General features: G+C 34.7%; 12 protein-coding genes. 9 read left to right on the top strand and 3 right to left on the bottom strand.

Going from position 1 to position 13,100, the window contains the following annotated elements; translation table 11 throughout:
- Positions 1-75 precede the first annotated feature (75 nt).
- On the top strand, positions 76-1,092 hold the full coding sequence (gene galE, locus MHB70_RS25595) for a UDP-glucose 4-epimerase GalE (RefSeq protein WP_061529417.1): 1,017 nt from the start codon (positions 76-78) through the stop codon (positions 1,090-1,092).
- A 167-nt stretch (positions 1,093-1,259) separates the two neighbouring features.
- On the opposite strand, the gene MHB70_RS25590 is transcribed toward galE, so the two are convergent.
- Positions 1,260-1,661 (bottom strand): hypothetical protein, encoded by a 402-nt coding sequence (locus MHB70_RS25590; protein WP_001128273.1) that lies wholly within the window; start codon positions 1,659-1,661, stop codon positions 1,260-1,262.
- A gap of 372 nt (positions 1,662-2,033) precedes the next feature.
- Here MHB70_RS25590 and MHB70_RS25585 point away from each other — a divergent pair, with 372 nt between their 5' ends.
- The gene (locus tag MHB70_RS25585; protein WP_000542573.1) at positions 2,034-2,624 is read left to right on the top strand and encodes an AmiS/UreI family transporter; all 591 of its coding nucleotides are present in this window, start codon (positions 2,034-2,036) and stop codon (positions 2,622-2,624) included.
- A 94-nt stretch (positions 2,625-2,718) separates the two neighbouring features.
- Entirely contained in the window at positions 2,719-3,612 is an 894-nt protein-coding gene (locus MHB70_RS25580) for an NAD-dependent epimerase/dehydratase family protein (protein ID WP_000847857.1), read from the top strand.
- Positions 3,613-3,700: 88 nt separating this feature from the next.
- Here MHB70_RS25580 and sodA read toward each other — a convergent pair whose 3' ends face one another.
- Positions 3,701-4,327, bottom strand: a complete 627-nt coding sequence (sodA, locus tag MHB70_RS25575; RefSeq protein WP_000094062.1) for a superoxide dismutase [Mn] — start codon at positions 4,325-4,327, stop codon at positions 3,701-3,703.
- 215 nt (positions 4,328-4,542) lie between these two features.
- On the opposite strand from sodA, the gene MHB70_RS25570 reads away from it, so the two are divergent.
- Together MHB70_RS25570 and MHB70_RS25565 are read left to right on the top strand one after the other, a co-directional pair.
- On the top strand, positions 4,543-5,613 hold the full coding sequence (locus MHB70_RS25570) for a nitric oxide synthase oxygenase (protein WP_000047638.1): 1,071 nt from the start codon (positions 4,543-4,545) through the stop codon (positions 5,611-5,613).
- Between the two features lie 365 nt (positions 5,614-5,978).
- A complete protein-coding gene (locus MHB70_RS25565; protein WP_061529418.1) occupies positions 5,979-7,547 on the top strand; it encodes a BCCT family transporter in 1,569 nt (522 codons plus the stop codon).
- A 59-nt stretch (positions 7,548-7,606) separates the two neighbouring features.
- On the opposite strand, the gene MHB70_RS25560 is transcribed toward MHB70_RS25565, so the two are convergent.
- A complete protein-coding gene (locus MHB70_RS25560) occupies positions 7,607-8,902 on the bottom strand; it encodes an MFS transporter (protein WP_001028012.1) in 1,296 nt (431 codons plus the stop codon).
- A gap of 327 nt (positions 8,903-9,229) precedes the next feature.
- Here MHB70_RS25560 and lytS point away from each other — a divergent pair, with 327 nt between their 5' ends.
- The 4 genes from lytS (at position 9,230) to lrgB (ending at position 13,008) form a co-directional block, all read left to right on the top strand.
- Positions 9,230-10,999 (top strand): two-component system sensor histidine kinase LytS, encoded by a 1,770-nt coding sequence (gene lytS, locus MHB70_RS25555; RefSeq protein ID WP_000933602.1) that lies wholly within the window; start codon positions 9,230-9,232, stop codon positions 10,997-10,999.
- Entirely contained in the window at positions 10,977-11,717 is a 741-nt protein-coding gene (locus tag MHB70_RS25550; RefSeq protein WP_061529419.1) for a LytR/AlgR family response regulator transcription factor, read from the top strand. Before lytS ends, MHB70_RS25550 begins: the two co-directional genes overlap by 23 nt.
- A gap of 132 nt (positions 11,718-11,849) precedes the next feature.
- A complete protein-coding gene (gene lrgA / locus MHB70_RS25545) occupies positions 11,850-12,281 on the top strand; it encodes an antiholin-like murein hydrolase modulator LrgA (RefSeq protein ID WP_000104898.1) in 432 nt (143 codons plus the stop codon).
- Between the two features lie 34 nt (positions 12,282-12,315).
- On the top strand, positions 12,316-13,008 hold the full coding sequence (gene lrgB / locus MHB70_RS25540; protein WP_000168869.1) for an antiholin-like protein LrgB: 693 nt from the start codon (positions 12,316-12,318) through the stop codon (positions 13,006-13,008).
- Positions 13,009-13,100: the final 92 nt, after the last annotated feature.

Below are 13,100 nucleotides of genomic sequence, written 5' to 3'. Positions count from 1 at the left end.
CTTGGAATATGATAGGATAGATGTGTATTGAGATTATAAAATTTTATAATTGATGATAAGTGGGGGACTATATATATGACGATACTTATAACGGGTGGAGCAGGATATATTGGTAGTCATACGTGTATAGAATTATTAAATAATAATTATAAAATTATAGTCGTAGATAATCTTTCAAATAGTTCAATAGAGTCTTTAAACCGAGTAAAAGAAATAACAGGGAAACAATTTAAATTTTATAATGAAAGTGTTTTAAATCGTGAAAAAATGAATGAGATTTTTTTGGAAAATAACATTGAAGCAGTTATTCATTTTGCTGGCTTCAAAGCAGTTGGGGAATCTACTACAATTCCGCTTACATATTATTATAATAATATTATAAGTACGATTATATTATGTGATGTAATGCAAAAACATAATGTGAAAAAATTTATTTTTAGTTCGTCTGCAACTGTATATGGAATTCCAAAAACATCACCAATTACGGAAGAATTTCCATTAAGCGTGACAAATCCATATGGGCAAACAAAGTTAATGATAGAGCAAATTATGCGTGATGTTGCAAAAGCTGATGGTGAATGGAGTATCGCGTTACTTCGTTATTTCAACCCATTTGGGGCGCATCAAAGTGGTCGTATTGGAGAAGATCCAAATGGGATTCCTAATAATTTAATGCCATATGTAACACAAGTAGCGGTAGGGAAGTTAAAGGAATTAAATATATTTGGAAATGACTATCCAACAAAAGACGGGACAGGTGTTCGTGATTATATTCACGTTGTTGACCTTGCAAAAGGACATGTAAAGGCACTTGAGAAAGTGCTTGAAACTACAGGAATAGATGCATATAACCTTGGTACAGGGAAAGGGTATAGTGTATTGGAGATGGTTAATGCTTTTGAGAAGGTTTCGGGCAAAAAAATACCGTATAAAATTATCGGGCGTCGTCCTGGGGACGTAGCGATATGTTTTGCTGATGTATCTAAAGCGAAGCGAGAATTAGGATGGGAAGCGGAATATGGATTAGAAGAAATGTGTTTAGATTCTTGGAGATGGCAGGTAAATAATAAAAATGGCTATCAAATGATTTAAGGAGGATACTTTATTTTTATTGTATTTATGTATAATAAAGGAACCAAAGGTCAGTAATAGTTTTCGTTGAGGAAAAGAAAATGAAAGAGAGTATTACTGACCATAGCACTTCAATAGGAATTTAATCTATTGAATGCTTTTATAAATTGGTGATTTGGAAAGAGAACTTAATGAATTCGAACAAGTTGTTTATGATATACGGTATTACCTTCTTGGCTTGCGTATGGCGGTATGCTTCGTCCAAAACAATTTGCGATAATATTGGAGTGGCTAGGATAAGAAATACGAATTTCATACAAGTCAACAGCGTCACCTAAATCAGCATAAAAAACTGCTAAGTTGTTCCCTTGTAAAATATATGGAAATACTACTTCCGCATTTTCACCAATTAGTACAGGTAATTTTACAGGATTAGAATAGTTAGACCAATCCCAAACCTCTATACTTACATAGTGTGCGTAAAATGCATCTAAATTTACAATGTTTACTACTGCTGAAACAGTTGCAGGCTCTCTTGTTAATACACCTGTGGAGTGAAAAACAGGTTGATTTGGATAATGAAGAGGCATAAATATCAAACCTTCCTTAAAATGATATGATTGTACTATATTTTATGCTAGGCATTAGTAGAATGAGATAGGGAAAATGTATCATTCTATTCATTTTTTATAGAAATTAAAAACGTATGATTGAAAAGTATTCCAACACTTGTATCCTTGTTTGAGTCCGTTTATAATCAAGGAATCCTATTGCATATTTTGATAGGGTTATTTATTATTGAAAGCGTTTTAAGTTTGCTCTTTTTTAAGGTAGGAAGTCTGACTTATTCAGATGAAAAATTATGTATGTAGTTTTAAATGGGAAGAAAAATAATATAGGTATCACTTTAAAGTGTGGGGAGGTTAAAAGTGTGAAAAGATAAGATTTTCACACGAATATATATGGGTTATGTAGGATTATTACTTTCAGGTGCAGCTTTATTTTTAAATAGTCTTGTTATATTAGGAAAAGCAGAGATGAAAAGCGCAGGTGTTTTTAATTTATTTGTGGGGGCATTACAAATTATCATTCCGTTCTATTTGATTATGATTTCTGATCAAAGTAATTGGACGGTATATTCATATGCAGCTACCTTTTTATTTGGATTAACCTATTTATATGTAGGTGTTACTTTTATAAAGGGAATGGATAGTAGTGGTCTAGGATGGTTCTGTATTTGGGTAGCGATTATTGCTTTATTCTATATGGTCGTTTCATTTGTTCAATTCAACGATGTTGTTAATGCGTTAACATGGTTTATGTGGGCATTACTTTGGTATTTATTCTTTGTATTAAATACACAAAAAAAGAATATCAATCAATATCTTGGAAGAATTGCTTTCGTACAATCATGGGTAACATTGACACTGCCTTCACTCTTTTATTTTATGGGAGTTTGGGGAGAGGGATTTGTATATGAACTATGGGTTTATGTATCAGTAATTTCTATTTTATATTTCTGTTATTGTATTTTTAAATATCGAGTACGTTAATGCGTCATATGTAGAAAAAACATGGAATCGTTAAACTGATTCCATGTTTTTTTATTTTAGCATTTATAATAAGGGAGGTAGTATTTTACAATTTATGAAAACGGGGATGATGAAGGTGAAAAAAGTATTGGTACTAGGGGGAACAAGATTTTTTGGTAAACATTTAGTAGAAGTGCTGTTGCAAGTTGGACATGATGTAACGATTGCGACGAGGGGAGTTACTAAAGATTCCTTTGGAAGTGCAGTAAAAAGAATCATCGTAGATAGAGAAGACGAAAAAGAACTAGCAAAGCGTTTAGAAGGTAAAAGTTATGATATTGTATACGATAATTTATGCTATAGCTCAAATGCAGCGAAGAGAGCATGTGAAGTGTTAAAAGGAAAAACTAAGAAGTATATTATGACATCTTCAATGGCTGTCTATGAGCCTGCGCTAGGTCTGTTAGAAGAGGACTTTAATCCATATGAGTATGCAATCACGTATGGAGATAGGAATGATTTTAATTATAGTGAAGGTAAGAGATTAGCTGAGGCAGTTGTATTTCAACATGCAGCATTCCCAGTTGTTGCAGTGCGTTTTCCAGTTGTTATTGGAGAAAATGATTATACGAAAAGATTACAATTTTATGTTGAACATGTTGTGAAACAAGAGCCTATCGTTGTGGATCATGTAGATGGAGATTTGGCATTTATACATGAGAAAGAAGCAGGAGAGTTTTTAGCTTGGTGTGGGATGGAAAACATAGAAGGGCCGATTAATGCTTGTAGCAACGGGGTAGTTTCTACCAGAGAAGTTATTCGTTTCATAGAAGAAAATACGGGGATAAAAGCTCTCATTCAAGAAGTAGGAGATAATAAAGCGCCTTATAATGAAGTAATTAATTGTACGTTACATAATGAAAAGGCTCGTGAATTGGGATTTCCATTCCGAGAGTTGAAACTAGAAATGAAAAATATTTTACGCCATTACATAAATACAATGAAGTAATCATAAATCCCCCGGTGGCAATCCGGGGGATTCTGGAGGATTTCGACAATACTGATTTTACATTACCAAATTTACCTTATACGCACGACTAATGTTTTTGTGATTGAATTGCTTGTAAATATTTCTCGTTTACCCGGTCCCAGTTCACTGTATGCCACCAGTTGGTAACAAACTCTGGGCGCCGATTTTGATACTTTAAATAATAGGCATGTTCCCATACATCAATGACGAGTAACGGGATCTTCCCTTCTTGCAAAGGTGTATCTTGATTCGGTGTACTCATAACAGAAAGTTCTTCACCGTCAAGAACAAGCCATCCATATCCACTTCCAAAACGACTAATGGCCGCTTTGGACAGTTGGTCTTTTAAGTTGTCAAAGGTATTGAAATAATAATCAATTCCTTTTGCAACGTCTCCATTAGGATCGCCGCCACCTCGAGGGCTCATCACTTCCCAAAAAAGACTATGACAATAATGACCACCACCGTTATTTCTAACTGCTGTAATAATTTCCATTGGTAAATCATCCAAATTACATAGTAACTCTTCTAAAGATTTATTATGTAATTCAGTATAGTTTTCTAAAGTAGCATTTAAATTGTTTACATATGTCGCATGGTGCTTTCCGTGATGGATAGAAAGTGTATTGCTATCAATATATGGCTCTAATTCATCATAGTCATATGAAAGTTTTGGCAATTGAAATGAAGACATAATATTACCTCCTTTCTAGTTTAAAAGTTGGCCTAGGTAAAAAAAATTTACCTGAGTCAAAAATACACTTATTTTTCATAGAAGTCAAGAGGGATTTCTATAATTTTCTGAAAATATTACAATAAAAGTAACACTTTCACTTTCGTTTGTGACTATTATCCTTTTTGCTTATACTGTAAATTAGTAGCGTTTGTTGAAATAGAAGGAGATTGTTTATGAGTAAAACGAAACAATTAATAGAGGAAGCGAGTAATTTTATTACTACTTGCTATAAAGAGCTTAATAAAGAGCAATTCATAGAAGAGCGTATAAAAGAAATTCACATGGAAATAGAGAGAACGGGAACGTATGAGCATACATTTGAAGAACTTGTTCATGGTTCGCGAATGGCATGGCGTAATAGTAATAGATGTATTGGAAGGCTATTCTGGAGTAAGATGCACATATTAGATGCACGTGAAGTGAATGATGAAGAAGGTGTATATAATGCGTTAATTCATCACATTAAATATGCAACGAACGACGGGAAAGTTAAACCGACAATTACAATTTTTAAGCAATATGAAAGTGAAGAAAATAATATACGAATTTATAATCATCAATTAATTCGATATGCAGGATATAAAACAGAAATGGGAGTAATCGGTGATTCTCATTCCGCTACATTTACGGATTTTTGTCAGGAACTTGGCTGGCAAGGAGAAGGTACGAATTTTGATGTATTACCGCTTGTATTTTCTGTTGATGGAAAAGAGCCTATATATAAAGAAATTCCAAAAGAAGAAGTAAAAGAAGTACCAATTGAGCATCCAGATTACCCAATCTCATCTTTAGAAGTGAAATGGTATGGAGTGCCGATGATTTCAGATATGCGTTTAGAGATTGGTGGTATTTCTTATACGGCAGCTCCGTTTAATGGATGGTATATGGGGACGGAAATTGGAGCTCGGAACTTAGCTGATCAGGATCGTTATAATTTACTTCCAGCAGTTGCAGAAATGATGAATTTAGATACATCAAGAAATAGCACGTTATGGAAAGACAAGGCATTAATTGAGTTGAACATTGCTGTATTATATTCATTTAAAAAACAAGGAATTAGTATTGTTGACCACCATACTGCTGCACAACAATTTCAGCAATTTGAGAAGCAAGAAGCTGCCTGTGGTCGCGTTGTAACAGGAAATTGGGTATGGTTAATACCGCCATTATCGCCAGCTGCCACTCATATTTATCATAAACCGTATCCGAATGATATTTTGAAGCCAAATTTCTTTCATAAATAATATTTAGTATAGGGGGGATTTCCTGTAAAATATAAAATTTTTTTAATTACTGTTATGTAGCAAATGGAAGCCTTTACTCTCGGTTATTTTTGGCAGGAGCTTTTTGAACCAGGGAGTTCCTTATGTTATAATCAAATTTCTGTTTCGAAGACCTTATAGACATATAAGGTCTTTTGTTTTGCTTTTTTATGTAAGAGGAATAGAATATTTCTTTTAAATAAGGGGTTTAGCATATTTTTAGGGACAACATAAGTATGTGGAAAATTGATGAATTATTATATTTATATAATAATTGTGTTTTGGATTTAAACAAGAAAACATAATAAAGTTGTTTTTTTAGATTGCTGAGGAAGGAGGATGTGTAAATGAGGATGAAGAATCAAAAAACAGATTGGCCTGTATTTCTTATTAGTGGTGGTTCGCTTTTATTATTTGTAATCGCAGTTTTCTTAAATAAAGGTTATGTAGAGGGAGCTATTAATCGCAGTTTTGCATTTTCAATTAAGTACTTCGGGGCTTTTTGGCAGATTTTATTGTTAGGTACATTTATTGTTGCGATGTGTATGACATTCTCGAAATATGGGAAGGTCAAACTAGGTAATTTAGAAAAACCTGAGATTAGTACGGCAAAGTGGCTTGCTATTATTATGTCTACACTACTTGCCGGAGGTGGCGTTTTTTGGGCAGCGGCAGAGCCAATGTACCATTTGATGACGGTGCCACCAATACATGAAGGTATATCTGCTGGAACGAAAGAAGCAGTCATGCCTGCTTTAGCACAAAGTTATATGCATTGGGGATTTTTAGCTTGGACGATTTTAGGTACAATTAGTGCGGTAGTTATGATGTATGGACATTATCATAAAGGTATGCCGTTAAAACCTCGTACGCTTTTATATCCTATTTTTGGAGAGAAATTGCGAAAGAGTTTGCTTGGAACGATGATTGATGCATTTGCAATTATTGCAGTAGCTGCAGGAACAATTGGTCCGATCGGATTTTTAGGCTTGCAAGCAAGTTATGGCTTACAAGCATTATTCGGAATTTCCGACGTGTTTACTACTCAATTAGCAATTATTATTTGTGTGGTAGCTGTTTCTACTATATCTGCGGTAACGGGTATTGATAAAGGGATTCAAATAATAAGTGATTTAAATGTTAAACTAGCGATTTTATTGATGGTGTTTGTGTTATTCTTTGGACCAGGTGGATTTATTATTGATTCATTTGTTTCTTCGTTTGGGTTTTATATAAATGAGTTTATACCAATGAGCACATACCGCGGGGATACAGGTTGGTTAGGATCTTGGACAATCTTTTTCTGGGGATGGTTTATTGGATATGGACCAATGATGGCAATTTTAGTAAGTCGAATTTCAAGAGGAAGAACGATTCGCGAAATCATCGTTGCAATTGGAATTATTGCACCTATTATTACAACGTTCTGGTTCACTATATTGGGGGGATCGGGTGTATTTTATGAATTAATGAAGCCTGGATCTATCTCGAACGCTTTAAGTGAATCTGGTATGCCAGCAGCTATGATTGCAATTACAGAGCAACTGCCACTATCTAATATTATTGGACCGGCATTTCTTTTATTAACGATTTTATTTGTAGTAACAACAGGAGATTCAATGGCTTATTCCATTTCAATGGCAGTGACTGGAGATGGAGATCCTAGAATTAGCTTGCGAATTTTTTGGTCGCTTATTATGGGAGCAGTTGCAGCAATTCTTTTATATATGGGAGAAGGAAGCATTAATGCATTACAATCTTTCATTGTAGTGACAGCTGTTCCGGTATCAATTTTGTTATTCCCGATGCTGTGGCTGGCACCTAAAGTTGCAGGAGAATTAGCATTGAAGCAAGGCATTGTACAAGAAAAAGATAAAACTGCTTTCTTATTCCAGAAAGCTAGTAAATCAAAATAAATGATAAATAAACACTGAAAAGAGGAAGCATTTTAAATGAGATGCTTCCTCTTTTTCGTTTAGTCTAATACTTTTCCCTTTGTTTCTGGCACACATAATAACATTGTAATTAATCCGATTGGATAGATGATGAAAATTAAGGATAATGCTCCAAGTAAATTTCCGCCTGTAGCGAGTAAACCGATAATAACAGGGCCAAATCCAGCTAAACCACGTCCTGTACCGAAAATAAAGTTTTCCGCTGTAGAGCGAGCTTCGGCGGGATAGTTTTCAGCTAAAATGGCTCCGAATCCGCCCATCATTCCATTTGCAAAGAATCCGAGCAATGCACTTCCCCATAATAATAATGTTGAATCTGTGAATAGGAAGAAGTAAATAAGACAGTATATAGTACCACCGATATAATAGATTGCAAAAGTTTTACGACGACCAATTTTATCAGCCAGAATACCAAAGGTTGCAATTCCAATGAGCATGCCAATCGTAGAGATGAACATCCAACCGCTCGCCTTTGCTAATGTATAGTTATATTTATTTGCTAAAATAGTTGGCATCCATGTGAAAATCCCATAATATCCGAAGTTCTGGATAAACGACATAATAATAAGACCAATTGTTGTTATTGTTACTTTTTTATTTGCAAATAACTTTTTAAGTGGGAATTTTTTTAGTTGTTTTAGATGTTCTGCTTCAGTAGTTGTTAAAATACCATCAGCTTCTTTTTGTAACAATTCCTTTTTGTAGCGTTGTTTTTGCTCCCATATTTTCGGTTCACTTAAACTTTTACGTACATAAACAGCTAGTAAAGCTGGAATTAGTCCGAATAAGAAAACAGCTCTCCATCCAAAATACGGGACAATAAATGCTGGAAGAAGTGAAGCTACTAAAACACCAAATTGCCATCCAAGTGCAACGACCGATGTTGCCTTAGCACGCATTTCTTTTGACCATGTTTCAGTTACGATGGCCATTCCAATTCCGAATTCACCACCAACTCCCATTCCAACTAAAAAGCGAAGAATTAATAATTGCCAGTAATCTGCTGCGAAATAAATGAGTGCTGTTGCTAGTGAAAATAGTAAGATGGTGAAGGCCATTGTACGGATACGACCAAATAAATCAGCGATAAACCCAAATAAATAAGAACCAATTAGCATACCAATTGTCGTAGCTAATGTTAAGTTCCCACCTTCAACAGGGCTTAAATGAAACTCTTTTAAAATATAGACGAGTACGAAAGATAAGAGCAGCATATCTAAACCTTCTGCGGCGTATCCTAGTGCAGAACCAAACAGTGTTTTATATCTTTTCTCTTTCGTCTCCTCTGTTGTTTGTACATCAGTGGTGATGTTCATTATTATTCCTCCTTATTTTCTTCTACAGTCGCTATGGAAGAATAACAAAAGGCCTTCTCACCTGATATGATGAGAAGGCCCAAAAAGCATACGTATCTCTAAAAAAGAACATACGTATATAGTATTCCGACTTCCTTCTCAACCTCACGGGGTTGGGTTAAAGGACTGTATGATATTACTTTATTTTTAGCACTCTTCTATTACATTGTCAAATAAAGAGGAGATTTCCATGTGTAAAATATTTCAAAAAACATTTCATTCTTCTTGACGCCTACTTCGTTATTTTCCCATAATAAAACTAACTAAATAAAAAGGAATGAATCAAAGATGTTAAATTTAGTACTCATGATGATTGAACGCGTCGGACTTATCGTTATTTTAGGATTTTTACTCTCTCATATTAAAACGTTTAGGCGCCTTCTCCATAGGCAGGACGGATATGTAGATAAGCTTAAGCTTATTTGTATTTTTTCTGTGTTTACAATTGTAAGCAATTACACCGGTATTGAAATAGCAGGAAATACGATTATGAATGAAAATTGGCTACAAGGTGTTTCTTCATCAAGTACCATTGCGAATACACGTATTATGGGTGTGGGTATTAGTGGTTTACTTGGTGGACCAATCGTAGGAGTTGGGGTAGGAGTTATCGCTGGTATTCATCGTTATATGCTCGGTGGTACGACAGCGCTAAGTTGTGCAATTTCTTCTATTTTAGCAGGGATTATAACAGGGTATATCGGATACATTTTCAAAAAATATAACCGTACAATTACACCTAAGTTTTCAGCAATTTTAAGTGTTGTTATCGTTTCTTTAGAAATGATTATGATCCTATTAATTGTAGAGGATGGAATTAGTATTGTGAAAACAATTGCGATACCAATGATCCTTGTAAATAGTTTTGGAAGTTTTATTTTACTTTCTATGATACAAGCTATTTTGCGTCAGGAAGAGAACGCAAAGGCACTTCAGACCCATAAGGTATTACGTATTGCTGATAAAACGTTACCGTATTTTCGCCAAGGCTTAACAGAAGAATCGTGTAAGCATGTGGCACAAATTATTCACCGCTTTACAGGGACAGATGCGGTATCCTTAACAGATACAGAGAAAATATTAGCTCATGTTGGATTAGCATCAGATCACCATATTCCTTCACATAGTTTAATAACTGGTTTATCGAAAGAAGTGTTAAACACAGGGAAAATAATGAAAGCAAAATCACGTGAGGTTATTAATTGTCAACATGAAGGTTGTCCCTTGCAAGCGGCGATCGTTATTCCACTCACTTCACATGGAAATACGATAGGGACATTAAAACTGTATTTCAAAAATCCTAACCAATTAAGTCGTGTGGAAGAGGAATTAGCAGAAGGGTTGGCAAAAATATTCTCTACACAACTTGAATTAGGTGAAGCTGAATTGCAAAGCAAATTATTGCAAGATGCGGAGATAAAAGCATTACAAGCACAAATTAACCCGCACTTTTTATTTAATGCGATTAATACAGTATCAGCTTTATGCCGAACCGATGTAGAAAAAGCAAGGAAGTTATTATTACAGCTTAGTGTGTATTTCCGCTGTAATTTGCAAGGGGCACGTCAGTTATTGATTCCACTAGAACAAGAATTAAACCATGTACAGGCATACTTATCACTAGAACAAGCAAGGTTCCCAAATAAGTATGGAGTAAAGCTGTATATTGAGGAAGAGCTAAAGACAACTCTAGTACCACCATTTGTTCTTCAATTATTGGTTGAAAATGCATTGCGGCACGCTTTTCCAAAGAAACAACCAGTATGCGAAGTAGAAGTGCATGTGTTTGAAAGAGAAGGTATGGTTCACTTTGAAGTGAAGGATAATGGGCAGGGAATTGAGATAGAACGTTTAGAACAATTAGGGAAAATGGTAGTTTCATCAAAGAAAGGGACTGGAACAGCTTTATATAATATTAATGAACGTCTAGTCGGTTTATTTGGGAAAGACACGATGCTTCATATTCAAAGTGAATTAAATAAGGGGACGGAGGTTACCTTTATAATTCCAAAAAAAGTAGGGGAGGAAGAACGGGTTGTTAAAAGTATTAGTAGTTGATGATGAGATGTTAGCACGTGATGAGCTAAAATACTTATTAGAAAGAACGAAAGAAGTTGAGATAATTGGTGAGGCTGATTGTGTGGAAGACGCATTAGAGGAACTAATGAACCATAAACCAGATATTGTATTTCTGGATATTCAATTATCCGATGATAATGGATTTGAAATCGCAAATATATTAAAAAAGATGAAAAATCCCCCTGCGATTGTATTTGCAACGGCCTATGATCAATACGCATTACAAGCATTTGAAGTAGATGCGTTAGATTATATTTTAAAACCATTCGATGAAGAACGCATTGTACAGACATTGAAGAAATATAAAAAGCAAAAACAAGCGAAAATAGAAACGAAGCAAGAAATAAAGGGGACAGAGGTAACAGCAGAGATGCATAAATTAGCACTGCCAATTGAGGAATCAATCGTACTTGTAAATATTGAAGATATTATATATGTAGGACTCGTAGATGGAAAAGTAACAGTAAAAACAATGAGAGAAACATATGTAACACACGATACACTTGTAATTTTGGAAAAAAAGTTACCACAAACAAGTTTTATGCGTGTTCATCGTAGTTTTATTGCAAATATTAATCATATTACAGAAGTGCAGCCGTGGTTCAATTCTACTTATAATTTAATTATGAAAGAAGGATCAAAAGTACCTGTTAGCCGTACATATGCAAAAGAACTTAAAAAGCTGCTTCGTATTTAAGAAGCAGCTTTTGTATTTCATCCTCTTATTTTTGTAACTGATTCTGTATATGTGACGCTCTGTTTTGTAAACGCTTACTAAAACGTGTACATCTTATACAATAAAGGTACCAAATCGAAAGAGGTGGCCAAAATGAGTACGAAAAAAGTATATAGTTTTTTATCACAAGCATTCATATTCTCAGCTATTATGTTAATTTCTAATATTATTGCAACACATTTACCAATTCCGATGCCTTCATCGGTAATCGGGTTAGTCATTTTATTTAGTCTATTATGCTTAAAAGTTATTAAATTAGAGCAGGTTGAATCACTCGGAACAGCTTTAACAGGTATTATCGGATTCCTTTTCGTCCCATCAGGTATTTCAGTTATTAATTCTCTTGGTGTAATGGGACAATATTTTGTACAAATACTAACTGTAATTGTTGTCGCAACAATTATTTTACTCGCTGTAACAGGGTTATTTGCACAATTTATTTTAGGAAAAGATGACAAAGAAACAAAAGATACAAAAGAATTGAAAGTAGTCAATAAAGGACGCAAGCACGGAAAAGTTGCGTAACCATTTTAGTATATATTGTTAGGGGGTAATGAACATGGCAAGTACAATGACTCCATATTTCGGAATCGTCGTTTCATTAATCGCATACGGAATCGGCACATTATTATTTAAGCACTCAAAAGGATTCTTCTTATTTACACCGTTATTCGTGGCAATGGTATTAGGGATTGTCTTTCTAAAGGTAGGTAATTTTACTTTTGAAGAATATAATACTGGCGGAAAAATGATTAGTTTCTTCTTAGAGCCAGCAACAATCGCATTTGCCATTCCATTATATAAACAAGTTGATAAGTTAAAAAAATATTGGTGGCAAATTTTATCGGCTATCGTGGTTGGATCTATTTGTTCAGTAATTGTCGTATTCATTGTAGCAAAGGCAATTGGTTTAGATACAGCAGTAATGAATTCAATGTTACCACAGGCAGCAACAACAGCAATTGCATTACCAATCTCTGAAAGTATTGGTGGTATTCCAGCCATAACATCGTTTGCAGTTATTTTTAACGCAGTTATCGTATACGCATTAGGAGCATTATTTTTAAAAACATTTAGAGTGAAACATCCAATTGCGAAAGGTCTAGCACTTGGAACAGCAGGTCATGCATTAGGTGTTGCGGTAGGAATTGAAATGGGTGAAGTAGAGGCAGCTATGGCAAGTATTGCTGTAACAGTAGTTGGGGTTGTAACAGTTGTCGTCATACCGATGTTCATGCCATTCATTGGATAGTAAAACTTACTTAAAAAATGAGAAAAGCAAGCTATTTGTAGGACACATTCCTACTGATGGCTTGCTTTTTATGTTACAGTAGTGGTAAGACC

The sequence above is a fragment of the Bacillus sp. FSL M7-1020 genome (assembly GCF_038050415.1).
GTDB classification, from domain to species: domain Bacteria; phylum Bacillota; class Bacilli; order Bacillales; family Bacillaceae_G; genus Bacillus_A; species Bacillus_A toyonensis.
This window is presented reverse-complemented; position numbering and strand designations above follow the sequence as displayed.

Bases quoted from the DNA above. Each gene is read 5' to 3' on its own strand.
- galE (WP_061529417.1), top strand. From the start codon at position 76: ATGACGATACTTATAACGGGTGGAGCAGGATATATTGGTAGTCATACG.
- MHB70_RS25590 (WP_001128273.1), bottom strand. From the start codon at position 1,661: ATGCCTCTTCATTATCCAAATCAACCTGTTTTTCACTCCACAGGTGTA.
- MHB70_RS25585 (WP_000542573.1), top strand. From the start codon at position 2,034: ATGGGTTATGTAGGATTATTACTTTCAGGTGCAGCTTTATTTTTAAAT.
- MHB70_RS25580 (WP_000847857.1), top strand. From the start codon at position 2,719: ATGAAAACGGGGATGATGAAGGTGAAAAAAGTATTGGTACTAGGGGGA.
- sodA (WP_000094062.1), bottom strand. From the start codon at position 4,327: ATGTCTTCATTTCAATTGCCAAAACTTTCATATGACTATGATGAATTA.
- MHB70_RS25570 (WP_000047638.1), top strand. From the start codon at position 4,543: ATGAGTAAAACGAAACAATTAATAGAGGAAGCGAGTAATTTTATTACT.
- MHB70_RS25565 (WP_061529418.1), top strand. From the start codon at position 5,979: ATGAGGATGAAGAATCAAAAAACAGATTGGCCTGTATTTCTTATTAGT.
- MHB70_RS25560 (WP_001028012.1), bottom strand. From the start codon at position 8,902: ATGAACATCACCACTGATGTACAAACAACAGAGGAGACGAAAGAGAAA.
- lytS (WP_000933602.1), top strand. From the start codon at position 9,230: ATGTTAAATTTAGTACTCATGATGATTGAACGCGTCGGACTTATCGTT.
- lrgA (WP_000104898.1), top strand. From the start codon at position 11,850: ATGAGTACGAAAAAAGTATATAGTTTTTTATCACAAGCATTCATATTC.
- lrgB (WP_000168869.1), top strand. From the start codon at position 12,316: ATGGCAAGTACAATGACTCCATATTTCGGAATCGTCGTTTCATTAATC.